The organism is Stenotrophomonas sp. Br8 (genome assembly GCF_014763005.1).
Lineage (GTDB): Bacteria > Pseudomonadota > Gammaproteobacteria > Xanthomonadales > Xanthomonadaceae > Stenotrophomonas > Stenotrophomonas lactitubi.
Genome location: NZ_JACGTN010000014.1, coordinates 1 through 26,941 on the forward strand (window position 1 = coordinate 1; position 26,941 = coordinate 26,941).

Annotated in this window: 22 protein-coding genes; 6 read left to right on the forward strand and 16 right to left on the reverse strand. The window is 67.6% G+C overall.

Annotated elements, in window-relative coordinates; genetic code table 11:
• Positions 1–515 precede the first annotated feature (515 nt).
• From H3005_RS12250 to H3005_RS12275, 6 genes are all read right to left on the reverse strand, one after another.
• Positions 516–2,120, reverse strand: a complete 1,605-nt coding sequence (locus H3005_RS12250; protein WP_100461745.1) for a glucan biosynthesis protein D — start codon at positions 2,118–2,120, stop codon at positions 516–518.
• A 48-nt stretch (positions 2,121–2,168) separates the two neighbouring features.
• Positions 2,169–4,634, reverse strand: a complete 2,466-nt coding sequence (locus H3005_RS12255; RefSeq protein WP_191078300.1) for a serine/threonine-protein kinase — start codon at positions 4,632–4,634, stop codon at positions 2,169–2,171.
• 18 nt (positions 4,635–4,652) lie between these two features.
• Positions 4,653–5,219, reverse strand: coding sequence for an ECF-type sigma factor (locus H3005_RS12260; RefSeq protein WP_025875449.1), 567 nt, complete (start codon positions 5,217–5,219; stop codon positions 4,653–4,655).
• A gap of 67 nt (positions 5,220–5,286) precedes the next feature.
• Positions 5,287–6,099 (reverse strand): bifunctional DNA-formamidopyrimidine glycosylase/DNA-(apurinic or apyrimidinic site) lyase, encoded by an 813-nt coding sequence (mutM, locus tag H3005_RS12265; RefSeq protein WP_191078301.1) that lies wholly within the window; start codon positions 6,097–6,099, stop codon positions 5,287–5,289.
• Between the two features lie 19 nt (positions 6,100–6,118).
• The gene (locus H3005_RS12270) at positions 6,119–6,454 is read right to left on the reverse strand and encodes an EF-hand domain-containing protein (RefSeq protein WP_191078302.1); all 336 of its coding nucleotides are present in this window, start codon (positions 6,452–6,454) and stop codon (positions 6,119–6,121) included.
• Positions 6,451–7,653, reverse strand: coding sequence for a fatty acid desaturase (locus H3005_RS12275; RefSeq protein ID WP_191078303.1), 1,203 nt, complete (start codon positions 7,651–7,653; stop codon positions 6,451–6,453). Before H3005_RS12275 ends, H3005_RS12270 begins: the two co-directional genes overlap by 4 nt.
• Positions 7,654–7,868: 215 nt before the next feature.
• On the opposite strand from H3005_RS12275, the gene H3005_RS12280 reads away from it, so the two are divergent.
• Positions 7,869–8,627, forward strand: a complete 759-nt coding sequence (locus H3005_RS12280; protein ID WP_223880226.1) for an ATP-binding cassette domain-containing protein — start codon at positions 7,869–7,871, stop codon at positions 8,625–8,627.
• 128 nt (positions 8,628–8,755) lie between these two features.
• Here H3005_RS12280 and H3005_RS12285 read toward each other — a convergent pair whose 3' ends face one another.
• Together H3005_RS12285 and H3005_RS12290 are read right to left on the reverse strand one after the other, a co-directional pair.
• Positions 8,756–9,955 (reverse strand): DUF4785 domain-containing protein, encoded by a 1,200-nt coding sequence (locus tag H3005_RS12285; RefSeq protein ID WP_191078304.1) that lies wholly within the window; start codon positions 9,953–9,955, stop codon positions 8,756–8,758.
• A gap of 11 nt (positions 9,956–9,966) precedes the next feature.
• Positions 9,967–10,845, reverse strand: coding sequence for a hypothetical protein (locus tag H3005_RS12290; protein WP_100554307.1), 879 nt, complete (start codon positions 10,843–10,845; stop codon positions 9,967–9,969).
• A gap of 233 nt (positions 10,846–11,078) precedes the next feature.
• Between H3005_RS12290 and H3005_RS12295 the strand changes: the two genes are divergently transcribed.
• Positions 11,079–11,918 (forward strand): phosphatase PAP2 family protein, encoded by an 840-nt coding sequence (locus H3005_RS12295; protein ID WP_100554306.1) that lies wholly within the window; start codon positions 11,079–11,081, stop codon positions 11,916–11,918.
• 132 nt (positions 11,919–12,050) lie between these two features.
• Here H3005_RS12295 and H3005_RS12300 read toward each other — a convergent pair whose 3' ends face one another.
• Positions 12,051–14,321: a TonB-dependent receptor gene (locus tag H3005_RS12300; protein WP_191078305.1), complete on the reverse strand. Its 2,271-nt coding sequence runs from the start codon at positions 14,319–14,321 to the stop codon at positions 12,051–12,053.
• Between the two features lie 159 nt (positions 14,322–14,480).
• On the opposite strand from H3005_RS12300, the gene H3005_RS12305 reads away from it, so the two are divergent.
• Positions 14,481–15,473, forward strand: coding sequence for a TIGR00266 family protein (locus H3005_RS12305; RefSeq protein WP_191078306.1), 993 nt, complete (start codon positions 14,481–14,483; stop codon positions 15,471–15,473).
• A 211-nt stretch (positions 15,474–15,684) separates the two neighbouring features.
• Complete coding sequence (locus tag H3005_RS12310; protein ID WP_100554303.1) at positions 15,685–16,677, forward strand: patatin-like phospholipase family protein; 993 nt, start codon at positions 15,685–15,687, stop codon at positions 16,675–16,677.
• Positions 16,678–16,704: 27 nt separating this feature from the next.
• Here H3005_RS12310 and H3005_RS12315 read toward each other — a convergent pair whose 3' ends face one another.
• On the reverse strand, positions 16,705–18,708 hold the full coding sequence (locus tag H3005_RS12315) for a hypothetical protein (RefSeq protein ID WP_191078307.1): 2,004 nt from the start codon (positions 18,706–18,708) through the stop codon (positions 16,705–16,707).
• Positions 18,709–18,812: 104 nt separating this feature from the next.
• The gene (locus H3005_RS12320; RefSeq protein ID WP_089241843.1) at positions 18,813–19,295 is read right to left on the reverse strand and encodes an Lrp/AsnC family transcriptional regulator; all 483 of its coding nucleotides are present in this window, start codon (positions 19,293–19,295) and stop codon (positions 18,813–18,815) included.
• A gap of 125 nt (positions 19,296–19,420) precedes the next feature.
• Here H3005_RS12320 and phhA point away from each other — a divergent pair, with 125 nt between their 5' ends.
• Both phhA and H3005_RS12330 read left to right on the forward strand, forming a co-directional pair.
• Positions 19,421–20,314 carry a phenylalanine 4-monooxygenase gene (phhA, locus tag H3005_RS12325; RefSeq protein WP_100554301.1) on the forward strand — a complete coding sequence of 298 codons (894 nt, stop codon included), beginning with the start codon at positions 19,421–19,423 and terminating at the stop codon, positions 20,312–20,314.
• Positions 20,315–20,405: 91 nt separating this feature from the next.
• Positions 20,406–21,056 (forward strand): DUF4375 domain-containing protein, encoded by a 651-nt coding sequence (locus H3005_RS12330; RefSeq protein WP_100554300.1) that lies wholly within the window; start codon positions 20,406–20,408, stop codon positions 21,054–21,056.
• 80 nt (positions 21,057–21,136) lie between these two features.
• Here the strand turns inward: H3005_RS12330 and H3005_RS12335 are convergent, their stop codons facing one another.
• The 5 genes from H3005_RS12335 to H3005_RS12355 form a co-directional block, all read right to left on the reverse strand.
• Entirely contained in the window at positions 21,137–22,234 is a 1,098-nt protein-coding gene (locus H3005_RS12335; protein WP_100554299.1) for a GDSL-type esterase/lipase family protein, read from the reverse strand.
• Between the two features lie 93 nt (positions 22,235–22,327).
• A complete protein-coding gene (gene kduD, locus H3005_RS12340; RefSeq protein WP_100554298.1) occupies positions 22,328–23,083 on the reverse strand; it encodes a 2-dehydro-3-deoxy-D-gluconate 5-dehydrogenase KduD in 756 nt (251 codons plus the stop codon).
• A gap of 80 nt (positions 23,084–23,163) precedes the next feature.
• A complete protein-coding gene (gene kduI, locus H3005_RS12345) occupies positions 23,164–24,012 on the reverse strand; it encodes a 5-dehydro-4-deoxy-D-glucuronate isomerase (RefSeq protein ID WP_089241851.1) in 849 nt (282 codons plus the stop codon).
• A gap of 231 nt (positions 24,013–24,243) precedes the next feature.
• The gene (locus H3005_RS12350) at positions 24,244–25,302 is read right to left on the reverse strand and encodes a LacI family DNA-binding transcriptional regulator (protein ID WP_089241853.1); all 1,059 of its coding nucleotides are present in this window, start codon (positions 25,300–25,302) and stop codon (positions 24,244–24,246) included.
• 38 nt (positions 25,303–25,340) lie between these two features.
• Positions 25,341–26,930, reverse strand: a complete 1,590-nt coding sequence (locus tag H3005_RS12355) for a family 43 glycosylhydrolase (protein ID WP_100554297.1) — start codon at positions 26,928–26,930, stop codon at positions 25,341–25,343.
• Positions 26,931–26,941 lie beyond the last annotated feature (11 nt).

The following is a 26,941-nucleotide window of genomic DNA, read 5'->3' on the forward strand; positions in this document are numbered from 1 at the left end:
CGCCCCACCTCTGACAGTTTCCCGGTGTCTGGTAGATCCACGCCATGCGTGGATGAATCTCCATCGAAATCGAATATTTCGAATATTTCGAATTGGGATCGAAGAGCATCCACGCATGGCGTGGATCTACGTGTCGACCAAGGTCGACACCCACCAACAGCAGCGTGGTCGACACCCACCAAGAGCAGGCCATGCCATCCCGACAGATCGCGGAAATCTGTCGAAGGCGGGGTGGGTCCGGTTGCGGGGGTGTCCGCGGCATGGGCCCGAGGCATGCCTCGGGCGGGTTGGGCAGGATGCCCAACCCCGGTCTTGCCGTGTGCGCAGGACAGCGCACACGTGCAAGCCGCGGCCAAGCCCCCAGGGATGGGTTCACGGCGTCCCCCGCAACCGGACCCACCCCGCCATCCCACCGAATGCCAGCTGTTGCTGTTGCTGTTGCTGTTGCTTCTGAGGTTGCCGGCCAGCGGCCGGCACTACAGCGGGTGCAGGGCGCAGCCCTGCCGATAGACCCGTCAGTACAGCGTGCGCTCCGGCGCACCGGCCGGTGGCGGGGTGTACTGGTACAGCCAGGTTTCGGTGAGGGTCTTGCCGCCACTGCGCAGGTACAGGCGGATGTCGATCTGCTCGGTGCTGCCCTCCGGCGGCACCAGGTCGAACATCGCACGGTAGCCCTTGATCTCGCGCAACGGCCGCGCCGAGACGATCTCCACCCGGCCACGGCTGGTTTCGACAACCGCTTCGACGTCGGCCTTGTCGATCAGGCTGGCCAGTTCGCCGCCTTCGAAGTCCACCGCGAAACGCCACGAGAAATACTCCCGCTTCTTGCCGATCACCCCACCCAGGCCGGTGCGGCTGGCCACGCAGTGGGCCAGCGGCGTATGCGCCGGCGGCTGTGCGCCCCAGTACAGCCGGTAGCCGACCAGCAGTTCCTGGCCCGGCTGCGGCTTTTCCTTCGGGTTCCAGAAGGCCACGATGTTGTCGAAGGTTTCATCGACGGTGGGAATCTCCACCAGCTGCACCGAGCCCTCGCCCCAGTCACCCTTCGGCTCCACCCACAGGCACGGGCGCTTCTCGTAGAACACGCCGTCGTCCTGGTAGTGATCGAAGTTGCGGTCACGCTGCAGCAGGCCGAAGCCACGCGGATTGCGGTCGACGAACATGTTGAAGCGCAGGTTGCGCGGGTTCAGCAGCGGCCGCCAGATCCATTCGCCAGCGCCGGTCCACAGCGACAGGCCGTCGGTATCGTGGATCTCCGGCCGCCAGTCCCAGCCCATGCGGCGGTCGTTCTCGCCCACCTGGTACATGCTGGTGCAGGGCGCGATGCCCAGCCGCTCGATGGTCTTGCGCGGGTACAGCGCGCTGTCGATGTCCATCAGCAGCACATCGCCGTTGGTGACGGCGAAACGGTAGGCACCGGCCACGCTGGGCGAATCCAGCAGCGCGTAGACGATGATCGTGTCCGAGTCGGCCGCAGGCTGTTCCAGGTAATAGGCGATGAAGTCCGGGAATTCCTCGGGCTTGCCCATGCCGGTGTCGATGGCCAGGCCACGCGCGGACTGGCCGTACTGGCCTTCCTTGCCCACTGCGCGGAAGTAGCTGGCCCCCAGGAACGCGGCGAAATCGCGGTCGGTGTCCTTGCGCGTGTTCAACCGGAACCCGGCAAAGCCGAGGTCGGCCGGCAGCTCACCGTTCTTCAACCCGCTCTTGCCGTAGTTGAACGCGGCGCCGTCATAGGCCAGTTCCTGCGCCTTGCCGTCGACCACGTCGTACATGCGCACGGGCGAATGGAAGTACAGGCCCAGATGGAAGAACTTGGCCTGGAATTTTCCCGGCTGGTCGGCCCACAAAGCATGGTCCTGGCGGTAGCCGATCGACTGGTACTGATCCCAGTCCAGCGCTTCCAGCTTGCCCGGCAGTACCCGCTTGTGGCTCTGGTACGGCGCCTGTGCCAGCGCGCGCGCCTGACCCTTCAGAGTGGCGAAATCGAACGGCTGCGGCTGGCCAAGCCGGCGCAGCCCGAGCTGGCCACTCTTGCTGGCCGCACAGGCCGGCAGTGACGGCAGGCCGAAGGCGGCCAGGGCCAGGGAGGCATTGCGGATGAAGTCGCGTCGTTGCATGCAGGCGCGGGAGCAAAGGGAAGGTCGGCCATCATAGGCAGACAAACGTTAACGGGCAGCGGTGGAATCGATGCGCTGTTCAGCCTGCGCCAATGCCGCGATGCGTGCGTCGAGCTCCTGCAGGGCCGGCGCCTGTGGCCCGCGCTGGGCCAGCAGCAGCTGTCGTGCCTCGGCCAGCACGCTGCGGGCCTGCGCGGTCTGGCCGGCCTCCTGCAGGGCCTGCCCCTGTGCCAGCAGCGCCTGCGGCAGCAATGCGATGTGATCGGGCTGGCGCCAGATCGCCACCGCACGGGCATAGTGCGCCGCCGCTGCCGAGGGGTCGTCGCTGGCGCTGGCCCATTTCCCCAGGGCGAACTCGCCGTAGCCGATCTCACGATGATCCGGGCCCAGCGCGCCGAGCAGCTGTGCCTGCACCTGCCGCAGTTCCTGGCCGGCCGATGCGTGCTGGCCACGCTGCAGGGCCAGCAGCGCGCGTGCGCGGCGTACCACCAGCGCCTCCGGGTGGCGAGGGCCCCATGCATCCTGCGCGGCCTGCCAGGCCTGCTCCAGCTCGGCCGCTGCCGCCTTCGTGTCGCCCTGGCGGGCCAGCACATCGCCCAGTTGCCGATGCAGGCTGATCACCTGCGGGCTGCTGGCATCGGCGCGCTGGCCGAGCAGGGCCAGCGCCTGCCGGTAGCCGGCCAGCGCGGCCGGCAGGCGTCCGGCGGTGGCGTCCAGCGCAGCGAGGTCGGCCAGTGATTCAGCACGCCCGAAGCGCTCGACGAGCCCTTGGTGGCGCAGCGCCAGCGCCTGCTGGAACGACCGGCGCGCCGCATCGGTGTCACCCAGCTGGGCCTGGCACCGTCCGAGCTGGCTGTGGAATTCGGCTACGGCCGCCGGCAGGGCCGCCGCCTCGCTGGCCGCCAGCGGTTGCAGCGGCTGCAGGTGCGCCAGGCACTCGCGCCCGCGGCCGAGCATGCGCAACGCGCGCCCGCGCTGGGTCACTGCCTCGATCTGCAGCGCCGGCGGCACCTCGCCCACCTCCTGCAGCAGCCGGCGCTGCTGGTCCAGGGTCTGCAGCGCCAACTGGTAGTCGCCCAGGCCGATGCGCAGGCGGCCGATCACCCCTTGCAGCTCGGCCAGCGCCAGCGGCTGGTCAGCCAGTTCGGCTTCTCCCCGTTGCTGGCCGGTGGCCAGCAGCTGCGGCACGTCGAAATGGCCGTGGCGCTGGCTGGCCGCCTTGTCGAACAGGCCGACGGTGAAATCCTGCATGGCCTGCGCACGTGCCATTTCCACCCGCGCCTGGCGCGCCTGCCACAGAGCGATGGACGTGGTCAGCAGCAGCGCCAACACCGACAGCGTCGCCAAGGCCACGCCCCAGCGATGGCGGCCAATGTACTTGCGCACCCGATAACCCACGCCCGGCGGTCGCGCCTGGATCGGCTGCCCCTGCAGGTAGCGGCGCAGGTCGCCGGCCAGCGCTTCGGCCGAGCTGTAGCGCTGCTGCGGATCCTTCTGCAGGGCTTTTTCCAACAACACGTCCAGATCGCCACGCATTCGCCTCGCCTGCCGCTGCAGGGCCCGTTTCGGCGCTCCCGGCTCGGCGGCCAGCCGTTGCAGCAGCGCCGACGCGCGCGGTGCCTGCACATCCAGGATCGAGCGCTCCCATTCCGCGTCGCTGTGCCGTCGCAGGCGATAGGGCTTGTGCCCGGTGACCACCTCGAACAGCACCACGCCAAGCGAATAGACGTCGGTCAAGGTCGTCACCGCCTCGCCACGCACCTGCTCCGGCGCGGCGTAGTGCAGGGTGAACGCGCGGATTTCGGTGGCCGGATGGGCTGCGTTGGGATCGTCGTGGTCGAGCAGCTTGGCGATACCGAAGTCGAGCAGTTTCACCGTGCCATCGGCGCGTACCAGGATATTGGAAGGCTTCAGATCCCGGTGCACCACCAGGTTGGCATGCGCATGGCTGACCACCGCGCAGACCTGCAGCATCAGCTGCAGACGCGTTTCCAGCGGCGGTTGCAGGCGCCGGCAGTAGTCGCTGATCGGCTCGCCTTCCACGTAGTCCAGCGCCAGATAAGGCTGCCCGTGCTGATCCACCCCGGCGTCCAGCAGTTGCGCCAGATGCGGGTGCTGCAGGCGGGCCAGGATCTGCCGCTCGCGGCCGAAGCGCTGGCGCAGGCCGGGATCGGCGACGCCGCTGCGCAGCAGCTTCAGTGCAACCTGGCGCTGGTACAGGCCATCACAGCGCTCGGCCAACCATACCTCGCCCATGCCACCTTCGCCGAGCGGGTGCAGCAACCTGTAGGGACCGACCTCGCTGCCGGCCCGGCCCGGCGGTGTGGTGGTCCACAGCGGCTGTGCCATGAACTCGTGGCTGTCGGCCTCCTGCTGCAGCAGGTGTTCCAGCTCGCGTCCCAGCGTCGGGTCCTGCGCGCTCAAGCGCTGCAGGCGCAGCTGGCGGGCGGCGGGTGCCAGCTCCAGCAGCTGGTCCAGCCAGGACGACAATTGCTGCCAGCGGGCGGTATCCATGATGTGGGTCGCGGCGACTCAGTCGCTGCGCATCGCGGCCAGCAGGAACAGCCGCGCTTTCTGCCAGTCGCGGCGGATGCTGCGTTCGGAGCGCTGGCTCAGCTCGGCGATCTCCAGCTCGGACAGGCCCGCGAAGTAGCGCAGCTCCACCACCTTGGCCAGGTGCGCATCGACGGCCTGCAGGCGTTCCAACGCAACATCGAGGGCCAGCAGGTCCTCGTCCAGGCGCACGCCGCTGCTGCTGTTCTCGGGAATCTCGGCCACCCGCTTGAGGTCGCCACCGCGCTTGCGCGCCAAGCGGTTGCGCGCGTAATCGACGACCACGCTGCGCATCGCCGAGGCTGCATAGGCGAAGAAGTGCGCACGGTCCTCGAAGCGCGCCGCACCGCGGCTGCCCAGCAGCTTCAGGTAGGACTCGTGGACCAGCGAGGTGGCATCCAGGGTCCGCCCCTGCTGCCCGGCCAGCTGCCGCCGGGCCATGCTGTGCAGCTCCTGGTACAGGGTGGTCAGCACGCGGTCGAGCGCGGCGCGATCGCCACCGCGCGCAGCATCCAGCCAGACGGTGATATCCGGTCCTTCATCCATCGCCAACGCCCCCGCAGCGGATGTTGGCTGGACTATAGCGCTGCGCGTGTGCAGCGCATGAAGACGTTCAGCGCTGGCAGCGGCTGCACCACACGCTGGCCCGCTGGCCGATCATCGCGTGCTTGAGCGGGCGGCCGCAGCTGGGGCACGGCAGGCCATCGCGGCCGTACACCAGCAGCTCCTGCTCGAAGTAGCCCGGCGCGCCGTCGGGGCTGATGAAATCACGCAGGGTGGTGCCACCACGGGTGATCGCGTAGTCCAGCGTTTCCTTCACTGCCGTGGCCAGCCGCCGGTAGCGCTCGCGGGTGACCTTGCCAGCTTCGCGCAGCGGGCTGATGCCGGCCTTGAACAGGCTTTCGGCCGCGTAGATGTTGCCCACGCCGACCACCACCGCCTGGTCCATCAGGAAGGTCTTCACCGGCGCGCTGCGGCCCCCGCTGCGCGCGAACAGGTAGTCACCGTCGAAGGCTTCATCCAGCGGTTCCGGGCCCAGCCCCTGCAGCAACGGATGGATCTCGCCGGCCGGCTGCCAGAGCAGGCTGCCGAAGCGGCGCGGGTCGTTGAAGCGCAGCAGGCGGCCGTTGTCCAGACTGATGTCCACATGGTCGTGGGCGCGCAGCGGGGTGTCGCCGGGCAGCACGCGCAGGCTGCCGGACATGCCCAGGTGCAGTACGGCACTGCCGATGGCGGTATCCAGCAGCAGGTACTTGGCGCGGCGGCGCACGTCTTCGATGCGCTGGCCGGGCAGCAGCTCGGCCACTTCCGGCGGGATCGGCCAGCGCAGGTCGGCACGGCGCAGGATCACCCCATGCACGCGGCGGCCCTGCAGGTGCGGCGCCAAGCCGCGGCGGGTGGTTTCTACTTCGGGCAGTTCGGGCATGGGACGATTCTATGCCCGCTCAGCGTGGTGGTGCAGCCAGTTCCCGCGCATCCAGGAACCCATCACCGTTGGCGTCCTGCTTGTGGAAGCGCTGCACGATCGTCTGCCGCTGCTGTTCGCGGGTAATGGCCCTGCCCTTGCCGCCGGGCAGTTCATCGGCGCTCAGCACGCCATCGCCATTGCGGTCCATGCGATCGAAGGCGTACAGCATCCACTGCAGGTACTCGGCTTCACTGACCTTGCCATCTCCGTCGCTGTCCATGCGCTGCAGGTAGCTGGCGGTATCGCTGACCTGGGCCTGCACGGCAGGCGCCCACACTGCGACCAGCAACAACACCGTCAGCGCAGCCTTCATCCGCCCACCAGGGTGTAACCCTTCAGTCGCGCGGCATAGGCCTGCAGCGCGGCAATGCCGCTTTCCTCGGCCTCGCGGCACCAGGCCTGCAGTTGACGCAGGCGCTCGGCGGCATCGTGACCACGCGCTTCCAGCAGCGTTGCCAGGCGCGCGCGATATTCCACCAGGGTACGGATGCGCGGGCGCTGGGCGACCCATTCGCTGAGCTGCGCGCGGCTGTCCGGCTTCAACCAGCGGCCGTCGTTGACCAGGCCACGACGCAGCCTGCGCGGCAGCAACCGCCGCAGCTTGGCACCGGCGTGTCGTGCTTCCTCGCGCAATGCCGGCATGAACACGTTGCGCTGGTAGTCGGTCATCGCCTGGAAGCGATGCGACAACAGGGCTTTCAGGGTGTCGGCGTCGGGCACGGCGATGTTCGGGCGCACGTCCATGGCCGGCGCCACCCGCAATACCTTGGCCAGGCGCAGGGCCTGCAGCAGGCGGATCGCGCTCCAGCCGATGTCGAACTCCCAGCGCCGCATCGCAAAGCGCGCCGAGCTGGGGAACGCATGGTGGTTGTTGTGCAGTTCCTCGCCACCAATCCAGAACGCCCACGGCGTCAGGTTGGTGGAGGTGTCGGCCGACTCGTAGTTGCGGTAGCCCCACCAGTGGCCCAGGCCATTGACCACGCCGGCGGCCCAGAACGGAATCCACGCCATCTGGATCGCCCACAGGGCGATGCCCGGCAGGCCGAACAGCACCGTGTTGATCGCAAACAGCAGCACCGGGCCGAAGGTGGCATAGGGGGTGTACAGGCGGCGCTCGATGGCGTCGTCCGGCGTGCCGCGACCGTACTGTTCGATGTCCGCGCGCATGCCGCGTGCTTCGCGGTAGAGCTCCACGCCGCGCCAGAACACCTGGCCGATGCCACGGGTGACCGGGCTGTGCGGGTCGTCCTCGGTTTCCACCTTGGCGTGGTGCTTGCGATGGATCGCCACCCATTCCTTGGTGATCATCGAGGTGGTCAGCCAGGTCCAGAAGCGGAAGAAGTGCGCGACCACCGGGTGGAAGTCCACGCCCCTGTGCGCCTGGCTGCGGTGCAGGTAGAGGGTGACCGAGAAGATCGTGAGCTGGGTGAAGACCAGCAGCACCAGGGCCAGCTGCCACCAGCCCAGGCCCAGCACGCCACCGGTCAGCAGGGACATCAGGGCATCAGGCATGGCGGCTCTCCAGAGCGACACAGGTATGGAAGACATCATGGGCGCTTGCGTTGCAAACTGCACCTTGCACCGCTGGATTGGCAGCGCCATTCCGTGGCTTCGTTCACAGTTGGGGACCCGTGTTGTCGAGCCTTGATCCGCGCATCCGCGCCGTAGACCCTGCCCCATCCGCCGGGGACCTGCCGCCCTTGATCGAACTGGACCGCGCCAGCGTGATGCGCGGCCAGGTGAAGGTCCTGCACGGGCTGAGCCTGCGCATCGCGCAGGGCCAGCACACCGCCCTGCTCGGCCCCAATGGCTGTGGCAAGTCCACCTTCATCAAGCTGATCACCCGCGAGCTGTACCCGCTGGCGCAGGCCGACGGCACGGTGGCGGTGAAGGTGCTGGGGCAGAACCGCTGGCAGGTCGACCGGCTGCGCTCGCAGCTGGGCATCGTCACCGGCGACCTCAGCAGCAACCTGGCCGACATGCCGGGGCTGACGGTGGAGCAGGCAGTGCTGTCGGGGTTCTTCGCCAGTTACATGGTGCCGGCGTTCCGCGAGGTCACCGCCGACATGCGCGTGCGGGTGGGCGAGACCCTGGCGATGACCGGCGCATCGGGCCTGCGTGAGCGTGCCTACGCCGAACTGTCGGCCGGCGAGACCCGCCGCGTGCTGATCGCCCGTGCGCTGGTCAACCGGCCGCAGGCGCTGCTGCTGGATGAACCCTCCACCGGGCTGGACCTGGTGGCCCGCCAGCAGTTGATCGCCACCATGCGCGTGCTCGCCCAGCAGGGCATCACCCTGGTGCTGGTCACCCACCACATCGAGGAAGTGATTCCCGAGATCGAGCGGGTGGTGCTGCTGCGCGACGGCCGCGTGCTGGCCGATGGCGCGCGCGCCGAGCTGCTGCGCGACGAACCGCTGTCGGCCGTGTTCGGCGGTGCGATCACGGTGGTGGAACAGGAAGGACGGCTGACCGCCTACGCGGGGTGATCGACATGCCACTGTAGAGCCGAGCCTATGCTCGGCTGCTCTTGGCCGCGGGAACGGCAGCCGAGCATAGGCTCGGCTCTACAGAAGACGGTGCAGCGGGCCGGACATCCGGCCCGCCACGCCTTGCTTCAGAACCGCAACGCCAGCGCGCGCGACTCGATCGGTGCCATCCGGCTCTGGTCCTGCAGCTGCAGGTCGCGCAGTTCATAGGGCGCACCGAAGCCGGCAGGCAACGCGGCCTGGTCGAAGGGCAGCACCAGCGCGCCGCGGCCCGGGCCATCGAACCACGCTGCCGCATGGGCCTGCGCCACAGGCTGCAGCTGGCCGTTGGCTGCGGTGGCATACAGCGTGCCGCGCGCCTCGTAGCGGCCAGCGGCGGCCACCTGCAGCGGCAGGCTGACCTGGCGGCTGCCCGGATCGGGCATGGCCTGGCCGACGAAGCGGGCGGTCGGCCTGGCCACCGCGAAGGCAACCTTGCCATCGCGCAGCACGCCGTCGGCCTGGGCAAACACCTGCAGCTCCCACAGGCCCTGTGCGTTGCTGGCCTCGGCCGGAATCCTCACCTGTGCCCGCAGGCTGCCATCGGTGGTGCGCAGCAGCCGCTGCGGCCAGCTGCGGCCATCGGGTGCAACCAGCAGCGCTTCACCGCCAAGGCTGCCGCGCCGTGTGCGCAACGTCGCCGCGCTGGCCCCGTCTTCCAGCAGACGCGCCTGCAGCTGCACGTTGCCACCGGCCAGCACCTGCGCCTGGCTGGCCTGCACTTCCAACCGCAGCGGGCTGTTGGGCTCCAGCACCTGCACCACGTAGCGGCCCTGCGCCTGCGCGCTCTGCAGCCGGTAAGCGCCAGCTGCGCTGGTGGTACCGGTGCGCAGCATGCTGCTGCCATCGCTGACCGGCATGCCCGCATCCTGCAGCTGGCGTGCATCGACACTGCGCGCAACGCTGCTGCGCCCCGCCGGATCACGCACCTGCAGCGCGCTGGCCGGCAGCGCGCGGGCGCCCGGCGCCGGGCTGAGCTGGATCACCGCATCGGGTGCGCTCAGCGGCAGTTCCAGGCCGCGCTGCAGCTCGGCACCGTCGACCTGCTGCCAGTAGCTGCGGCTGATCGCGGCCTGGGGGCCGGGGGCCTGCAGTGGCTGCGCCGGGTCCAGCGCCCAGGCGAAGGCCAGCGGCGCGTGCTCGCTTTCGTCGGCCGGCAGCGGCGCGGCAACCAGGCCAGCGGGAATCTGGTCGCCAGCGGCGACGCGCAGCGGCTGCGCGGCCTGCGCCGATGCGGTGGAAAGGACCGCAAACACGGCGGTAGCCAGCAAGGTGGAATGGATCGTCATGGTCATCTCCCTCACTGGGTCAGGTCGTTGCGCAGGATGCCGCCGAGGCCGAAGCACTCGCGGCGGCTCTGGTTGTGGCTGAGCGGCTCGGCGCCCTGGGTGCGCGCCTTGTCGGTGAACCACAGGGTGCCGGCCGCCTTCTGGCTGCTGCATTCCAGGAAACCGTCCGAGCACGACGACAGCCAGTTCTGGGTGAACTCCAGGCCGACGTTGGCGGCATAGCCACCGCAGTAGCTGTTGCTGTCCCACACCGCCGATTCGACATCGCTGCCGACCACGGCGCGGAACGGCTTGGGCAGGGCCGGGCGGCCGGCGGTGCCGTACAGGTTCTGCGCGTTGTAGGTGGCCATGTGTCCCACCTGCTGCATGCGCACGGCATCGCTCTTGTAGCCCAGCAGCCAACCCAGCGAGGTCTCGAAGGTATTGCCGTTGAGCACGGCGTCGGCCAGCGGCGTACCTGCCGACGAGGGCGCCAGCGCAGTGACCTTGCGCACCCGGTTGATGATCTTCGGGTAGCGGCTGTCGTAGGTGGGGTTGGACAGGATCCAGCGCATCACGTTGCCGCCGTTGGAGTGGGTGATCACCACCAGCTGGGTGATGCCACGGCTGTCGATGAAGCCGGTGAGCTGGTTGGCCAGGCAACCGGCCGCTTCCGGCTTCCACATGTACTGGGTGAAGTCGCAGTTGATGACCACGTAATTGCTGCTGTTCGGCAGGCCCTGGCGGACGGTGTCGATGATCGCCGGCTGCCAGTAGTCCTGCGTGGCATTGGTCTGCGCGCCGGTGCCATGCACGAAGGCCACGCCGTAGACGTCGGCGGCCTGCGCCGGGGCGGCGGCCAACCCCAGGACGAGGGCCAGAACGGTACTTCCTGTTGCGGTGCTGCGCATCGCTTCTCTCCCTTTCAGCGGATCCCCCCGGCCCGGCTGTGACCTGATGCTCATGGCGGCAGCGCGTGAAAGTCCGTGCGCTGCGCCCGGATTCAGGAGATTGCCGACAATTGATGACTGTTTTCATCGCCCAGCGTCTGACCATGCCGGGTCTGGCCGTATGACTGATGGACGCTGCGGCCGGCAATCGAGGCTGCGATCATGGCCAGCGAGTTCCCAGCCCGAGTCTGCCCATGTCGTCGATCCTCCCCCCTGCCCGTCCGTTGCTCGGCCTGGCCATCGCGCTGTCGCTGGCCGGCTGTGCCGCCACCGCCAGCAAGCCGACCGCGGTCGAAGCCAACATCACCACCAAGGCCGTGGGCTACCTGGACAAGACCGCAGTGCCGGCCAGCATCGATCTGGTGCCTGCGCCACCGGCCGCCGGCTCGGCCGCCTTCGCGCTGGATGAGCAGGTCAGCCGCGAGGCACGTGCGCTGCGCGGCAGCCCGCGTTTCGCCCAGGCAAGTGTCGATGCCGAATTGGGCTTCCCGGAAGGCGCCAACCACTTTTCCTGCGCCGCCGACATCGACGTCGATGCAGTGAAGACCCCGGCCCTGTACCGCCTGCTGGAGCGCAGCCGCATCGACGCCAGTGCTGCCACCAAGGCCGCCAAGAACAAGTACCAGCGCCCGCGTCCGTTCATGGTCAACGGCGAGCCGACCTGCTCGCCGAAGGATGAGGAGGGTCTGCGCAGCAACGGTTCCTACCCGTCCGGCCACACCTCGATCGGCTGGGCATGGGCATTGATCCTGTCGGAGATCGCACCGGACCGCGCCGATGCCATCCAGGCACGTGGCCGCAACTACGGCGAGAGCCGCCTGGTGTGCAACGTGCACTGGCAGAGTGACATCCTCGAAGGCCGCTTCATGGGCGCAACCGCCGTTGCCCGCCTGCATGACAACGCCGCGTTCAACAAGGATCTGCTGGCCGCACGCAGGGAAATCGCTGCCGCGCGCAAGGCCGGCCTGCATTCCAGCCGTGACTGCGCCACCGAAAACGCGGTGCTGAAGGTGCGCCCGCAGAGCGCGCTGTAAGCCATGCCTCTGTAGAGCCGAGCCATGCTCGGCTCAGAGCAGCCGAGCGCAGGCTCGGCTCTACAGGAAGCAAAAAACAGAAGGGCCGGCGTTGCGCCGGCCCTTCTTCATTGCATTACCGCAGCAACCGCATCAGAACTTCGCGGTGAACTCCACGCCCCAGGTACGCGGCTCGTTGAGGAAGCCGGTCAGGTTGTTGAAGTCGATCGCGCCGACCACGCGGGTCTGGTTGGTCAGGTTGCGGCCGAACACGGCCACGTCGTACTGGCCGTAATCCCAGTTGTAGCCCAGGCGCAGGCCACCTTCCAGCGAGCTGCGGCCACGGAACTCCGGCGACTCGTAGATGAAGAAATTGACCGCGCTGCGGTAGGCCCAGTCGGTGTAGGCATACAGCTCGCTGCCATCGCTGAGCGGGAAGCCCACGCGCAGGGTTGCGTTGTGGATCCACTTCGGCGCCTGCGGCAGCGGATTGCCGTTGACCAGGGCGTAGGTGCCGCCATTGATGATCGTGGTCGGGTCGGTGATGGTGCAGCCGCCACCGCAGACCGCCACCGCCAGGTTCTTGTCCTTGATCTCGGTGTCGTTGTAGCTGCTGCCGAAGGTCAGCAGGACGTTGTCGGCCAGATAGGCCTCCAGGTCCAGCTCGACGCCCTGGCCGATGGTCTTGTCGGCGTTGAGCAGGGTGGCGGTGTTGTTGGTGCCGCCGACGGCGATCAGCTGCTGGCCGTCCACGTCGTAGCGGAACACGCTGAAGCCCAGGCGCGCGCGACGCTCGAACAGGTCGGCCTTGATGCCGGCTTCGTACGAAATCACTTTCTCCGAATCGGCCTGCGACAGACCCGGCGCGAACGCCAGGCGACCCTGGATCGACGGTGCACGGAAGCCCTTGGCCACGCGTGCATAGGCATTGACGTTGTCGGTCAGCTTGTACACGCCGCTGACATCCCAGCTGACGTCGTTGACGTCGGTGTTGGCCAGGTACGGGCCACTGACCGGGGTACCGAACGGCACGGCCTGCAGCACGCTGGCGCTGAAGTCCTTCTTGTCCTGCGTGTAGCGCACACCGGCCCGCAGCTTGAAGCGGTCGGTGACATCGAAGTCGCCCGACGCGAACACCGCCCACGCCTTGTTGCGCTGCTGCTGCACCACGTGGCCGGTCTGCGGATTGCCCGGCGTCAGCGAGTCATAGTTGAAGTTGTTGATGGTGACGTCTTCATCGAAGTAGAAGACGCCGGCCTGCCAGTCGAAGCGGCCCCATTCGTTGGATTCCACGCGGAATTCCTGGGTCCACTGGCGGTGGTGCGGCAGGCCGTCGGCCGACTCGGACGAGAACGGAATCAGGCCCGGGCCGGAGTTGCCCGCGCCGAGGAACGCTGCGCCGTAGCCACCGTCGATGTCGCCACGGTTGAGCGATTCGGCGGTCTCATAGCCGGTGATCGAATGCAGGGTCACCGAACCGAGGTTCCACTGCAGGCGCGCGCTGCCGCCCCAGGTTTCCAGGTCGGAGAAGTTGACGCCGTCATTGGCGACCTTGTCGCGGTCGAAATTCTCGACCAGCGAATTGCCGCCCTTCTCGATGATGTTGGCGCGGAACAGGCGGGCGGTGCCGTTGAGCTTGCGCTTGTGCAGGTTGAACAGCGCTTCGAAATCATCGCCTTCGTACAGGAACTGCACGCGGCCGGCGGCTTCGTCATAGCCTTCGAAGCCGCTGTTGGGCGCACCGGCACGGGTGTTGTCGACCCAGTCGTCGCGCCGCTGGTAGATGGCCGACACGCGTGCGGACCAGCGGTCGGTCAGCGGGCCGCCGTAGGCGCCCTGCACATTCCAGCTGTTGTAGGTGCCATAGCCCACGCGCACGTAGCCATCGGCATCCTGCGACGGACGCGCCGAATCGAACTTGACCACGCCGGCCGGGGTGTTGCGCCCGAACAGGGTGCCCTGCGGACCGCGCAGCACTTCCACACCGGCCAGGTCGAACAGCGGGAAGCCCTTCAGCAGCGGGCTTTCCTGCACCACATCGTCGTACACCAGCGAGACCGGCTGCGAAGCGTTGAGGTCGAAATCGGTGTTGCCCAGGCCGCGGATGTAGAAGCGCGGGAAGGCACGGCCGTAGGAAGACTCGATGTTGAGGCTCGGCACGCGCGCAGCAAGGAAGCGGATGTCATCGCCCGCCGAACCGAGCACGTCGAGCTTTTCGCCCTGGATCGCGCTGATCGCAACCGGTACGTCCTTGGCGTTCTCGACGCGACGCTGTGCAGTCACCTGCAGCGCATCGAGGGCGACCGGATCCTTGGCGGCGGGGGTTTCCTGGGCGGCTGCTACCAGCGGCAGCAGGACGGAAAGAGCGACAACGAGCGGGCGCGCGACCGGAGAGCGGCCACGGGAAGTACGGGTCGGAGACATGGCGGTAGGCTGTGTTTGGAGGGGTGGTAAAACGGCGCTACCAGATAATTGTTGCAATACAGCACCTCCCCCGCAAATGCCGATCGTTCATGGCCGCCTCCCGCGCCGCCGGAAGCTGCCGCTAGACTCGGGGTTTTCCCCCGCAACGGACCTGCTGCGATGACCCAGTGGTACTTCCATGCTCCCGGCCAGGCCGACCGTGTCGGTCCGTTCGACGAGGAGGCCGCGCGCCGCTTCGCACAGGCCAATCCACGCGCGTTGGCCTGGTGCCAGGGCATGACAGGGTGGACACCGGTGTCCGAAATCGTCGACCTGCATCAGGCCGGCGCCGTCACGGCAGTTCCGCCGCCGATGCCCGCAGCCGCAACAGCATCAACCGGCGGCCGTGCCGACCGCATCGATTTCCGCATCGTCGGCCATGAAATGCAGTTCGTGGAAATCGAACTGGACCCTGGCGAAGGTGCGGTGGCCGAGGCCGGCGCGTTGATGTTCAAGGACGCTTCGGTGCAGATGGATACCGTCTTCGGCGGCGGCGCACGCGGTGGCCAGGGCAGCGGTTTCATGGACAAGGTGATGGCCGCCGGCAAGCGCGTGCTGACCGGTGAGAGCCTGTTTGCCACCGTCTACACGCAGACCGGCCAGGGCCGCGGCAAGGTCGCCTTCGCCGCGCCCTATCCCGGCACGGTGCTGGCGATGAAGCTGGACCAGCACGGCGGTCGCCTGATCTGCCAGAAGGACAGCTTCCTGGCGGGTGCGCGCGGCGTGCAGATCGGCGTGCAGTTCCAGCGCAAGATCATGACCGGCCTGTTCGGCGGCGAAGGTTTCATCATGCAGAAGCTGGAAGGCGACGGCTGGGTGTTCATCCATGCCGGCGGCTGCGTGGTCGAGCGTGAGCTGGCCGCCGGCGAACGCCTGGATGTCGATACCGGCTGCATCGTCGCCTATCACCCGACCGTGGACATGGACGTGCGCCGGGTCAAAGGCATCCGAAGCGTGCTGTTCGGTGGCGAAGGCGTGTTCCTGGCCACCCTGACCGGGCCGGGCAAGGTCTGGCTGCAGTCGCTGCCGTTCTCGCGCCTGGCCGGGCGCATGTGGATGGCCGCGCCGCAGGGCGGCGGCAAGAGCCGCGGCGAGAGTTCGCTGCTGGGCTGAGCGGGCCGGAGGCTGGACACCGCGCCGGTTCTGACCGCGGGATATCGGTAGGTGCCGACCTTGGTCGGCACTGGATTGTGCAAGCGCCGGCCAAGGTCGGCATCTACCGCCAGCATTTCATGAATGGGGAGTCGCCCCACCCTGCCCGCTCCGCCACGCCTTCGGTATGCTGGCGCCCTTTCCTGAATCCGGCGCCGCGAGCGCACTGCCGATGAGCCTGTTCCGCCCCCGTGTGCTGCTGTCCGTCGCCCTGCTCGGCCTGCTGGCCGGCTGCGGTGGTGAAGAGGTCCGCCCCACCCCGCCCGCGCAGCCCACCCTGGTGCCGCAGGCCAAGCCGGTGAAGATCGGCATCGCGCTCGGCGGCGGCGCGGCCAAGGGTTTTGCGCATATCGGCGTGATCAAGATGCTCGAGGCCAACGGCTTCGAACCGGTGGTGGTGTCCGGCACCAGTGCCGGCAGCGTGGTCGGCGCCCTGTATGCCAGCGGCATGGACGCCTTCCAGATGCAGAGCAAGGCGGTGGCGCTGGATGAAGCCAGCATCCGCGACGTACGCCTGTTCTCCGGTGGCCTGGTGCAGGGCCAGAAGCTGCAGGACTACGTCAACGAACAGGTGGCCAACCGCCCGGCCGAGCGCCTGAAGAAGCCGTTCGCTGCCGTCGCCACCCAGCTGGAAACCGGCGAGCGTTCGATCTTCGTGCGCGGCAACGTCGGTCAGGCGGTGCGCGCGTCCAGCAGCATCCCGGGCGTGTTCGAGCCGGTGAAGATCGGTGGCCGCAACTACATCGACGGCGGCGTGGTCAGCCCGGTGCCGGTGGATGCCGCGCGCCAGCTCGGCGCCGAATTCGTGATCGCCGTGGACATCTCCAGCAAGGCCAGCGGCAAGGCGCCGACCGGCATGCTCGGCATCGTCAACCAGTCGATCTCGATCATGGGCCAGCGCCTGGGCGAGCAGGAACTGGCACGCGCGGACATCGTGATCCGGCCGAAGGTGCTGGACATCGGCGCTGCCGATTTCAGCCAGCGTGGCACTGCCATCCTGGAGGGCGAGAAGGCCGCGATGGCGGCGATGCCGCAGATCCGCGCCAAGATCCAGCAGCTGCAGAAGGCCCGCGCCGCCGCATTGGCGCCGGCACCGGTGGCTGCGCCGAAGTGCGACGAGCCTTCGCGCCTGGGCAAGCTGATGGGCCGCAAGGAAAAGTGCTGAAGCACGCGGATTGATCGACCGTGGCGCTCAGCGCCGCGGCGGTGGGTAGCCACTGGCCAGGCGTCGCTGCCGGCGCCGCTCATCGACCGCCCGGTCGTGCCGCTGTGCGCTCAGCTGCAACTGTTCCATCGCGTCGCCCGGCAGCCACAGCTGCTGCTGGGCACGGGTGATCGCCACGTAGGCTGCGCGCACCGGGCTGTGCAGCGCGCGCGCATCATGGCCGCTGTCGAAGCAGCACGGCGCCATGGACACCGTGGCGAACTGCAGGTTCTTGGCATGCTGGGCCAGGCACAGCACGATGCTGGCCTCGCCCGCATCGACCAGCTGCCCGAGCAGGCGCTGCAACGCTGCAGCATCGAAGCCACCGGCAAACAGCGCGGGGATATCCGCCTGTCCACGCTTGGCGCAGACCTGCACGAAGCTTTCCCAGCGTTGCCCCGGGCCGCCACCGGCGGCGCTGCGCCATGCGTCGATCGGACCCTCCACCTCTTTCAACAGCGCCTGCCGCGATGCCGGGTGCAGATGCACGCGCGCGCCGCGGGCAACCAGCTGGTTGGCTTCCAACAGCATCCGCCACAGGCTGCCGTACACGCGGGCGCCGGTGCTGGGTACCACCGACCAGTCGTCATAGCGGCGCAGGCCGGTGGCGCGGTCGCTGGCCCCCATGAACGGTGCCGGCTCGCCGAGGTCGTCCAGCACCAGCGACTGGTTGACCAGCGCATCGACCTGGCGTCCCTGGCGCACCGACTGGTGCATCTCCAGCGTTTTCGCCGATGACCAGCGCTGTACACGTCCGCTCAACCGCTGATGCGGATCGCCCAGGCTGACCACGCCGGGCGCGTGGGTAGCCAGCAGCTGTTTCCATGCCGGGCTGAGATCGTGCGCCTCATCGACCAGCACCATTCCCAGCGACACCGGCAGCGGCACGCCACGCAGCGCCAGCCATTTGCCGATATGCCCGGCATCCAGCCGCAGGCAGCCGCCCTTCTGAACGACCGCATCGAACATGCAGCGCCAGACGAACTCCGTGGCCGCAATGAACGGCGTGGCTTCCAGCTGCGCTGCGGCCAGCGAACGCTGGAAATGCCAGGCCTGCAGGTTCGGCGCTGACGATGCGCACCAGCGGTTGATGGCGTCCAGGGCGATCATCAGCACCTGGTCCGGCCGGCGCGCGCCGATGGCTGGCAGACCGAGGCGGGCAGCCGCTTCGCGCAGGGTCAGCGTGCTCTGCCGGTAGGTGGGTACGAAGCCGCCGGTCAGGCCGTTGGCGGCGGCGTGGCGGGCGATCGTGTTGGCGAACTCGATCTGGGTCAGCAGGCGCGTGCCGGCGTCAGCCGGCAGCCGCGCGCGGAATGCCTCCACCTGGCCACGCGTAGGCGCCACGTAGGTGTAGCGGCCCGGGCGTGCCTGCAGCAGCGCCAGCACCAGATGGCCCTTGCCGGTGCCGGCGTAGGCCTGCAGGTCGATCAGCTCATCGGGATTGGCCGCGATCGCACGCAGCACGCGTGCCTGTTCGGAGGTGAACAGGCCGTTGTGCTGGGTCGCGTGCGCTGTCTGTCCGTCATCGCCGGCGTCTTCGTCATCGCCTTCGGCGAGCGATGTCGCCGGGAAATGGATGGTGTGCTCTTCCAGGGTGATCCTGCAGGCCGCCTGGAAGTCCGCGCCGGGATACGCGTGCGGCGACGCTGCCAGCACTGTCTCCATCACTTCGTCCGGTGCCAACAGCACGTCCTGCGCGGCCAGCACGCCCAGCCACGCTTCCAGCGCCCGCGCATCCTGTCCAGCGCTGGCCGCCAGCTGCGCCTGCGCAGCATGGCCATCATCCGCAGCGAACAACGCACAGGCATCGTGCAGCACGCGCTGCAGCTGGGCGGCCTGTTGCTTCTGCCGGCGACACAGCATGGCCACCAGCAGGCCGGCCTGCTCCAGCGGGGTGTCCGGCGGCGTGCCGTCGGTCAGGTGCCGCAGCAGGCTCTGCTCGCGCAGCGGAAGGAACACCAGGGAAGACGTCGAGGATGGGGTATCAGACATGCCGGAGCCAGAAGGAATCACTGCGCTGCCTGCATGTTGACGGCCGCTGCGGGGCACGATGCTCGGCCAGCGCGCGCGCGCCGTCAAACATCACGGCGCCCCGCTCATTCAAGCTGCGACAACGGCAATGCCTGGAAACCCTTCACCGTGCGCAGCACGAAGCTGGAATTGGCATCGGCCACACCGCCGGCGTTGAGCAGCCTGTCCAGCAGGAAGCGCGAGAAGTGCTCCAGATCGCGCACATAGACGTGCAGCAGGTAGTCCATGTCGCCGGTCAGGGCGTGGCAGGCCACCACCTCGTCCCAGCCTTTCACGCTGTCGACGAAATGCGCGATCGCGGCCTGGTCATGCTTTTCCAGCTGCACGCGCACGAAGGCCTGCAGTCCCAGCCCCAGCTGGCGCGGCTCCAGCCGTGCGCCATAGCCGGTGATCACACCCTCGCTTTCCAGCCGCTGCATGCGCCGCAGGCAGGCCGAGGGCGACAGGTTCACTCGGGCCGCCAGCTCGGCGTTGGTGACGCGTCCATCGCGCTGGATTTCGTCCAGCAGGCGTATATCCGTGCGATCGAAGTGGACTTCTCCAGCCATTGCTGCCCCGCAACATGGTGAGTACGCAATGATATTGCGCCAAGGGCACTGAATCGCGCAACTTTTGCAACCCTGTTGCGCGCCCCCTGCCCTAGCATCGTGGGTATCCCGTCAAGGAGTCTTCCATGGACCTCGCCCAGCCCCGCCGCGTCGAACACCAGCAGACCGACAAGGGCTACGTGCCGGTGTACACCACCGCGCTCGTCGAGCAGCCGTGGGACACCTATACCGCCGACGACCACGCCACCTGGAGCACGCTGTACCAGCGCCAGCGCGAACTGCTGGTCGGCCGCGCCTGCCAGGAGTTCCTGGATGCGCAGGACGAAATGGGCATGAGCGCGCACATGATCCCGCGCTTCGACCAGCTCAACGAGGTGCTCGGTGCGGCCACGGGCTGGACCCTGGTGGGCGTGGAAGGCCTGCTGCCAGAGCTGGATTTCTTCGATCACCTGGCCAACCGCCGTTTCCCGGTCACCTGGTGGATCCGCCGTCCCGACCAGATCGACTACATCGCCGAACCGGATCTGTTCCACGACCTGTTCGGTCACGTGCCGCTGCTGATGAACCCGGTGTTCGCCAACTACATGGAGGCGTACGGCCGTGGTGGCGTCAAAGCGCACGCGATCGGCCCCGAGGCGCTGCAGAACCTGACCCGCCTGTACTGGTACACGGTGGAGTTCGGCCTGATCGACACGCCCGACGGCATGCGCATCTACGGTGCCGGCATCGTCTCGTCGAAGGGCGAATCGCTGTACTCGCTGGAGTCGGGCGCACCGAACCGCATCGGTTTCGACCTGCAGCGGATCATGCGCACGCGCTACCGCATCGACACTTTCCAGAAGACCTACTTCGTCATCGACAGCTTCGAACAGCTGATGCAGGCGACATCGCCGGACTTCACCCCGATCTACGCCGCACTGGCCGACCAGGCGCACCTGCCGGCGGGCGATGTGCAGGCTGAGGACCGCGTGTTCCAGGCCGGTACGGGCGAAGGCTGGGCTGATGGTGGGGATGTGTGAGTAGGCAGCAGAGGTCCGGCTGAACTTCAAAAGCGTCTGCAGCTTTTGAAGTTTAAGGGGCCTGGTTCAGGCCTCCGGTATCCTGCAGGCCATGACCGATGTGTTTACCGACCTGCGGGTTACCGACGTTGCCTTCAACGACGACTTCGTCCTGTTGACCCTGGCCGATGGCCGCCACACCCGGCAGCCGCTGCGCTGGGCGCCAGCCCTGTTCGAAGCCAATGCCGAACAACGTGCGCAGTGGGTCACCACCGCCGACGGACTGGGCGTGAACTGGCCGGCGCTGCTGCCGGCGCAGGAGCGCGGCGTGGTCGATGTTCCGAACCAGGTGTGGGATGACCGCTATGAAGCCGCCCTCGCCCGCCTGCAATCGCATGCCTGGTCGCTCGATGCGCTGTCTGACGAAGACCAGCAGCTGGTCGCGCTGTGGCGCATGGAAGCAGACATCAACAACGGCGGCTTCATGCAGTTCCTGTGCAACTGGGGCGACCCCACCTGCCAGCTGGCGCTGCGCGCATTGCAGGCGATGGGCGCAACACAGACGCACACGATCCTGGCGGGCATGCGCGGGCTGCTGGATCGTCTGGAAGACGACCCGGCGATCAAGGAACTGACCGACCTGTACGGCGCGATGAGCGAAGACGAGCAGCAGGCGCTGGAGGCGTTCGAGGACGACTACTACGCCCGCCCGGAAGACCTTGCGCGATTGGGCCTGAAGCATTTCGGCGCGGAACCGTTGTAGAGCCAAGCCGAGCATGGGCTCGGCTCTACAGATAAGCGCAGACCCGTGTAGAGCCGAGCCCACGCTCGGCTGCTTTTCAGCTACCGCGGATACGCCAGCAGCACCACCAGATCCTCTTCGCCCACCTGTTGCAGCGCATGCGTGCTGCCCGTGCGGGTCAGCAGCGCATGGCCGGCTTGCACATCATGCTGCTTCCCATCCAGCACGTAACTGCCCCGCCCGCTCACGATGTAATAGATCTCGTCCTTGTGCTGCGGGTGCAGGCCGATGCCCGCGCCCTTGTGCAGCACACGCTTGCGCAGCACGAATGGCAGGCCCTGCGCATCGGCGAAGAACGGATACGCCGTGGTCGGCCCGGCGCCGCCGTGCGGGCCCGCTTGCGCGCGCGCCAGCGTGTCTTCGTGCACCACCTGCGAGCGTCGCGCAGGATCGCCGCCCTGCCCTGCACCCATCACATCGCAGTCGATGTCGCGTACCAGCGCCGGTTGCAGCGTCGGTAACACCTGCACCGCCTCGCGCAGCACCAGGCACGCCACCGCAGTGGCACCGGCCGCGCTGAAGTGCGTGCCATCGGCCTTGTTCTGCTCCGGCACGAACAGGAAGTACGGGCGTGCGCCCTGCTCGCCCAGCGCGCGGATCCATCGTGTGCTGCGGTCGTTGAGGTCGATCAGCGCGACGTGTTCGCGTGCGGCCAGCTGCTGCATCGCCAGCGTGTAGCGTGCGTGCGTATCCAGCAGCGAACCGAAGTCGTACAGCAGCCGCGCCACCGGCGTGACCAGCACCGGTGTGGCGCCCTTGTCACGCGCCACCTGCACGTAACGCATCAGCAGCTGTGGATAGTCGCTGTCCGGGTCGGTGTAGCGCGTGGGATCTTCAAACTTCGCGTCGTTGTGGCCGAACTGGATCAGCAACACATCGCCACGACGTAGTTCGGCGGCAATCGCATCCAGGCGCCCTTCGTCGATGAAGCTGCGCGTGCTGCGCCCGCCCTTGGCGTGGTTGTGCACTTCGAAACGCGCCGGGTCCAGATAGCTCTGCAGCATCTGTCCCCAGCCGGCCTGCGGCGCGCGATCGGGGCCGTATTCGGCAGCGGTGGAATCACCGGCAATGAACAGCCGCACCGGCGCCGCATGCACGGCGCTGCACGACAGCAACAGCAGCAACAACAGCCTTCGCATCGCCAGCCCCCTGTAGAGCCGAGCCACGCTCGGCTGTTTTTTGATCAGAGCGCGACAGCCGAGCATGGGCTCGGCTCTACAGATCCGTGCGCGTCAGCGCGCCAACCAGCCACCATCGACCGGCAGCACTGCGCCGTTGACGTAGTCCGACGCCGACGAGGCCAGGAACACCGCCGCACCGGCCAGATCTTCCGGGTTGCCCCAGCGACCGGCCGGAATGCGCTCCAGAATCGCCTTGTTGCGGTCTGCATCGGCGCGCAGCGCGGCGGTGTTGTCAGTAGCCATGTAGCCCGGCGCGATCGCGTTGATGTTCACGCCCTTGCCAGCCCACTCGTTGGCCAGCAAGCGGGTGATGCCGGCGATGCCGCTCTTGCTGGCGGTGTACGACGGCACGCGGACGCCGCCCTGGAACGACAGCATCGAGGCGATGTTGATGATCTTGCCGCTGCCCTGGGCGATGAAATGGCGGCCGGCGGCCTGCGAGATGAAGAAGGCGGACTTGATGTTGACGTTCATCACGTCGTCCCAGTCCTGCTCGCTGAAGTCCACTGCATCGGCGCGACGGATCAGGCCGGCGTTGTTGACCAGGATGTCCAGCCTGCCGAGGCCCTCGATGGTTTCGCGCACCACGCGCTCGACCGGCTCGATGCTGATCAGGTTGGCTTCGATGGCCAGGCAGCGGCGGCCCAGCGCGGTGATCTTCTCGATGGTTTCAGTGGGCGGGGCGATGCCGGCCACCGCGACATTGGCGCCGGCGGCAGCCAGTGCCACCGCGATACCCTGGCCCAGGCCGGTATTGCCACCGGTTACCAGAGCGACTTTTCCTTCCAGGCTGAAGGGATTGGTCATTGCGTATGCGTTCCTTGGTAGAGGCGTGCGTGATGCAGGCAAGCAGCCACCGCACAGCGTGCGCGGCGGCCTGTCAGTGCTTACTTGAGCTGGCAGATGTCCAGCACGTGCATGTCGGTGTAATCCAGGTTCTCGCCACCCATCGCCCAGATGAAGGCGTAGTTGCTGGTACCGGCACCCATGTGGATCGACCACGGCGGCGATACCACCGCTTCGTTGTTCTGGATGACGATGTGGCGCTGTGCGTCCGGCTCGCCCATGAAGTGGTAGACGCGGTCGCTGTCGCCCAGGTCGAAGTAGAAGTAGACCTCGCTGCGGCGGTCGTGCAGGTGCGGCGGCATGGTGTTCCACACGCTGCCCGGCTTGAGCACGGTCAGGCCCAGCAGCAGCTGCGAGGACTGGCAGGTGGCCGGCACGATGTACTGGTAGATGGTGCGCTCGTTGCTGGTTTCCAGCGCGCCGCGATCGAGTGCAACCGCGTCCTTGATCGACAGCTGCTTGGTTTCAAAGCGCGCATGGGCCGGGGTCGAGGCCAGGTAGAACTGCGCCGGGTTGGCGGCATCCTGCGAAGCGAAGACGACGTCCTTGCTGCCCATCGCCACGTACAGGCCATCCTTCGGCCCCAGCGTGTACACGGTGCCATCGACGGTGACCGTACCGGTGCCGCTGCCGACGTTGATGATGCCCAGCTCGCGGCGCTCCAGGAACGGATGGCCGGCGGCGGAGGCCGGTTCGGTCTGCGCGGGCAGGGCCAGCGGGCCGTTGACCGGCGCGGCGCCGCCTAGCACGAAGCGCTCGTAGTGGGTGTACTTCAGGGTCACCGCATCGGCGTTGAACAGGCCATCGAGCAGGTACAGCTCGCGCAGCTGATCGTTGCTGGCGCCCTTGATGGCATCGGGATGGGTGGCGTAATGGGTCTTGCAGTACATGGCTTCTCCAGAGCAGGGGGCGGGCCGATGGTTCGGCCCCGGCACGGTTCACGGTCGATTCTAGCCAGACAGGAAACCGGTGTCATTTTGCGCCGCACGATACCGGTCAGACGGCATCGGCGGGGTGGGGCGGGTTGAAAGGTGTCGCGAGCAAGCTGGCGACCTACCGGACTGATTCTTCTGGACGCGTCGCAAGCAAGCTGGCGACCTACAGGATTGATCCCTGCGGGATCAATCCTCTGGCGGTTGGCAGGAATCGCGCACGATCAGGTGCGGACGCACGCTGGCGATCTGCAGCGCAGGCTGGCCATCGGGCTGGATCAGCATCGCCGCGGCGGTGCGGCCGGTATCGCGGGTATGCCGGCGCACCGAGGTCAGCGACGGCCACAGGCGCGAGGCCAGCGGGCTGTCGTCGTAGCCGACGATGGACAGCTGGCGCGGAATGTTGATGCCGGCGCGCAGCGCGACCTTGTAGACACCGGCCGCCATTTCATCGTTGCCGGTGAAGATGGCGGTCGGCCGACGCTTGCCCAGCAGCAGTTTCTCGGCGGCGGCCACACCGGATTCGAAGGTGTAGCCGGCCTCGATGATGCGATCCTTCGGCAGCTCGATGCCACGCTGCGACAGCGCCTCGATGAAGCCGGCGGTGCGTTCGTGCGCCGAGCGGTAGGCACTCGGGCCGGTTACCAGGGCGATATCGCGGTGGCCCAGCGAAAGCAGGTAATCGGCTGCTTCGGCAGCACCATCGCGGTCGTGGGTGACCACCATCTGCGAGGTTTCATCCAGTGGCAGCGCGGCCACGCGGGTGAAGCGGCAGCCGATCTCGTCCAGCATGTCCGCCAGCGCCTGGTCTTCGGACGCACGCGGCACCAGGATCACCCCATGCAGCTTCTGCTGCTGGGCGAAGCGGCGCACGCCGTCGATGTAACCCGGGCTGCGGCTGTCGCAGGGGTGCACCACCAGTTCGAAGCTGGAGCCACGCAGCGCATCCAGCGCGCCGTACTGCATGTCCACGATGTACTGCGCGGTGGGATTGTCGTAGACCATGCCGATCAGGAACGAGCGGCGGAAGGCCAGGCCACGGGCCAGCGGGTCGGGGGTGTAACCGACCTCGCGCATCAACGCTTCCACCTTGTCGCGCGTGTCCTTGCGCACCAGCGGCGAGTTGTTGATGATCCTTGAAACCGTTTTCTTGGATACACCCGACAGTCGCGCGATGTCATTGATCGTGGCTGCCTTGCCCTTTGCCAATGCCGGCGTAGCGGCATCGTTCTTGTTGCGCACTGACATGTAGTGAACCCGATAAGCCTGGGGATTCCAGCGCGCGCTCAGTCCAGCGCGCGATAGCGGAAGCTGCGGAAGGTTACCGCACCGTTGCCGGCCGCATACAGCGCCGGTTTCAGTGCCAGGAACTTGCCGGCCACATTGTGATGGTAACCGGACACTTCCATCTGAACCGGATACTTCTGCCAGCGCTGGCCATCGGCGCTGGAGTGGATGGTGACGATGTGGCGGTTGTTGGTCACCCGCAGCCAGAGCCGGCCGCCCTTGGCACTGGCCGCCAGCCGGGTGGGGCGCTCCTCGCCGTAGCGGTGCATGACGAACTGCTCGCCATTGCTGCCCACGCCCACGTACAGGCGGTCGCTGTAGAACAGCAGGGCACCGCCGACCGCGCCGGGGGCGATCTCCATCTCCACCTCGAACTGGTACGCCGGGTCGCCGGCGATGGTGGTCAGTGGCGAGGCATCGCGCGGCGTGCTGCCCTTGCCCTGCAGCACCAGGCCGTCGCCGCTGAAGCGCAGGCGCCGGTATTCATCCACCGCCGGGTTGAAGAACGCCCACTGCGGGCCGAGCGTGCGGCCGGTGAAATCATCGGACAGGGCCATCCCGTGCGGCGTCAGCGCGCTGCCCGATGGCTTGCGCAGCGGCTGCCCAAGATCACCGCCCTTGGCCACGAACCAGCCATCGGCGGTCCACTCGATCGGCTCCAGCAGGGCTTGTCGACCCAGCGTCCAGAAGCCGTTCTCGTAGCCGTGGTACATCATCCACCAGCGGCCGTCGGTGCCTTCGATCACCGTGGCGTGGCCGCGCGACCACCACGGTTCGGCAGCCGACTGCGTGCGCATGATCGGGTTGTTCGGCGCGTTCACCCACGGGCCGTGGATCGAGCGCGAGCGCGCGGTGATCACCATGTGCCCGGTCGGCGGGCCGGCGGTGCCACCCACCGCAGTGGTCATGTAGTACCAGCCATCGCGGAAGTGGATCTTCGGCCCTTCCTGCGCATAGGCCTCCACGTCCCAGCTTTCCGGGTAACGCCAGCCGTCGTACACGTGTTTCGGCGTACCCACCACGCTCAGGCCATCATCGGCCAGCTGCACGTAGTCGCCACCGCTGAGGAACAGGTAACGCTTGCCGTCTTCACCGACCGCGTGGCCGGGGTCGATGTAGCCGCCCAGGCCGATGTCGATCGGCGCGCTCCAAGGGCCCGTGATGTCATCGGCCCAGACCACGAAGTTGCTGCGGCGCTCACCAGTGCGCGCCGGGAAGTAGATGAAGTAGCGGCCCTGGTGCTTGACGATGTCCGGCGCCCAGATCGCGCCCACGTTCTGCGTGATCGCATGACCGAGCGGCTGCCAGTTCACCAGGTCGCGCGAGTGCCAGATCGGCAGGCCGGGGTAGGCATCGAACGAGGACAGGGTGAGGTAGTAGTCCTCGCCGTCCTTCAGCACCGACGGATCGGGCCTGTCGCCGGCCAGCACCGGATTCAGGAAGGTGCCATTGCCAAGGTCAGCCTGGCGCTGCTGCTCGATGCCGCGCTTCCACTGCGCGGGCGCGGGATCGGCAGCCAGTGCGGGCAGCGCAGCCAGCAGCAGGCCGAGCAGGGCAGTTGCAGCAGCGCGGTGCAGGGTCTGTGTCATGGGAGCGCCTC

What these genes read in the sequence shown, in the direction of transcription:
- H3005_RS12350 (WP_089241853.1), bottom strand. Translation starts at nt 25,302, where the DNA reads ATGTCAGTGCGCAACAAGAACGATGCCGCTACGCCGGCATTGGCAAAG.
- H3005_RS12290 (WP_100554307.1), bottom strand. Translation starts at nt 10,845, where the DNA reads ATGCGCAGCACCGCAACAGGAAGTACCGTTCTGGCCCTCGTCCTGGGG.
- H3005_RS12260 (WP_025875449.1), bottom strand. Translation starts at nt 5,219, where the DNA reads ATGGATGAAGGACCGGATATCACCGTCTGGCTGGATGCTGCGCGCGGT.
- kduI (WP_089241851.1), bottom strand. Translation starts at nt 24,012, where the DNA reads ATGTACTGCAAGACCCATTACGCCACCCATCCCGATGCCATCAAGGGC.
- H3005_RS12270 (WP_191078302.1), bottom strand. Translation starts at nt 6,454, where the DNA reads ATGAAGGCTGCGCTGACGGTGTTGTTGCTGGTCGCAGTGTGGGCGCCT.
- H3005_RS12355 (WP_100554297.1), bottom strand. Translation starts at nt 26,930, where the DNA reads ATGACACAGACCCTGCACCGCGCTGCTGCAACTGCCCTGCTCGGCCTG.
- H3005_RS12300 (WP_191078305.1), bottom strand. Translation starts at nt 14,321, where the DNA reads ATGTCTCCGACCCGTACTTCCCGTGGCCGCTCTCCGGTCGCGCGCCCG.
- kduD (WP_100554298.1), bottom strand. Translation starts at nt 23,083, where the DNA reads ATGACCAATCCCTTCAGCCTGGAAGGAAAAGTCGCTCTGGTAACCGGT.
- H3005_RS12335 (WP_100554299.1), bottom strand. Translation starts at nt 22,234, where the DNA reads ATGCGAAGGCTGTTGTTGCTGCTGTTGCTGTCGTGCAGCGCCGTGCAT.
- H3005_RS12285 (WP_191078304.1), bottom strand. Translation starts at nt 9,955, where the DNA reads ATGACGATCCATTCCACCTTGCTGGCTACCGCCGTGTTTGCGGTCCTT.
- H3005_RS12280 (WP_223880226.1), top strand. Translation starts at nt 7,869, where the DNA reads ATGCGCGGCCAGGTGAAGGTCCTGCACGGGCTGAGCCTGCGCATCGCG.
- H3005_RS12250 (WP_100461745.1), bottom strand. Translation starts at nt 2,120, where the DNA reads ATGCAACGACGCGACTTCATCCGCAATGCCTCCCTGGCCCTGGCCGCC.
- mutM (WP_191078301.1), bottom strand. Translation starts at nt 6,099, where the DNA reads ATGCCCGAACTGCCCGAAGTAGAAACCACCCGCCGCGGCTTGGCGCCG.
- phhA (WP_100554301.1), top strand. Translation starts at nt 19,421, where the DNA reads ATGGACCTCGCCCAGCCCCGCCGCGTCGAACACCAGCAGACCGACAAG.
- H3005_RS12330 (WP_100554300.1), top strand. Translation starts at nt 20,406, where the DNA reads ATGACCGATGTGTTTACCGACCTGCGGGTTACCGACGTTGCCTTCAAC.
- H3005_RS12315 (WP_191078307.1), bottom strand. Translation starts at nt 18,708, where the DNA reads ATGTCTGATACCCCATCCTCGACGTCTTCCCTGGTGTTCCTTCCGCTG.
- H3005_RS12305 (WP_191078306.1), top strand. Translation starts at nt 14,481, where the DNA reads ATGACCCAGTGGTACTTCCATGCTCCCGGCCAGGCCGACCGTGTCGGT.
- H3005_RS12320 (WP_089241843.1), bottom strand. Translation starts at nt 19,295, where the DNA reads ATGGCTGGAGAAGTCCACTTCGATCGCACGGATATACGCCTGCTGGAC.
- H3005_RS12310 (WP_100554303.1), top strand. Translation starts at nt 15,685, where the DNA reads ATGAGCCTGTTCCGCCCCCGTGTGCTGCTGTCCGTCGCCCTGCTCGGC.
- H3005_RS12275 (WP_191078303.1), bottom strand. Translation starts at nt 7,653, where the DNA reads ATGCCTGATGCCCTGATGTCCCTGCTGACCGGTGGCGTGCTGGGCCTG.
- H3005_RS12295 (WP_100554306.1), top strand. Translation starts at nt 11,079, where the DNA reads ATGTCGTCGATCCTCCCCCCTGCCCGTCCGTTGCTCGGCCTGGCCATC.
- H3005_RS12255 (WP_191078300.1), bottom strand. Translation starts at nt 4,634, where the DNA reads ATGGATACCGCCCGCTGGCAGCAATTGTCGTCCTGGCTGGACCAGCTG.